General features: G+C 69.6%; 1 protein-coding gene. It reads right to left on the bottom strand.

Going from position 1 to position 705, the window contains the following annotated elements; all coding sequences use genetic code 11:
• On the bottom strand, window positions 1-705 hold a 705-nt coding region (locus tag G4D85_RS48460; protein ID WP_275900433.1), incomplete at both ends, for a CARDB domain-containing protein.

Here is a 705-nt window from a genome sequence, read left to right as displayed (position 1 = left end):
GGCCCCGGCGCGGTGTTGGTGCGGATGATGGCGTCGGCGGACAGGTAGAGCTCCACGTGGGAGTCACCCGAGGTGGTGCCATGGTTGCAGACCGTCACCTGCGCGATGAGAGGCTGACCGTCCTCGGTGCTGGTGGGGCCGGTGACGGAGGTGATGACGAAGTCGGGCCGGTTGCCCACGCCGATGCGGTAGCCGGACGAGGAGTTGTTGTCCTCGAGGAGCTCCTGGCGGTTGTTGAGCGGATCCGCCACGGCGCCGAGGTGGTAGGGGCCCTCGATGCCCGGGGGAGGCAGCCAGGCATTGCCCTGGATGGGCATGGTGGCGCACTGGCCGGGGTAGAGCGGGTCCGAGTGGGCGCTGCCCACGAATGCGTCCTCCATGGGCCCCGGCGCGGTGTTGGTGCGGATGATGGCGTCGGCGGACAGGTAGAGCTCCACCTGGGAGTCGCCCGAGGTGGTGCCGTGGTTGCAGACCGTCACCTGCGCGGTGAAGGGCTGGCCGTTGGGGACGCTGTAGGGGCCGGTGACGGAGGTGATGACGAAGTCGGGCTGGTTGCCCACGCCAATGCGATAGCCGGGCGAGGAGTTGTTGTCCTCGAGGAGCTCCTGGCGGTTGTTGAGCGGATCCGCCACGGCGCCCAGGTGGTAGGCGCCCTGGAAGGCCGGGGGAGGCAGCCAGGCATTGCCCTGGACGGGCACGGTGGCG

This window comes from Pyxidicoccus trucidator (assembly GCF_010894435.1).
GTDB lineage: Bacteria > Myxococcota > Myxococcia > Myxococcales > Myxococcaceae > Myxococcus > Myxococcus trucidator.
This window is presented reverse-complemented; position numbering and strand designations above follow the sequence as displayed.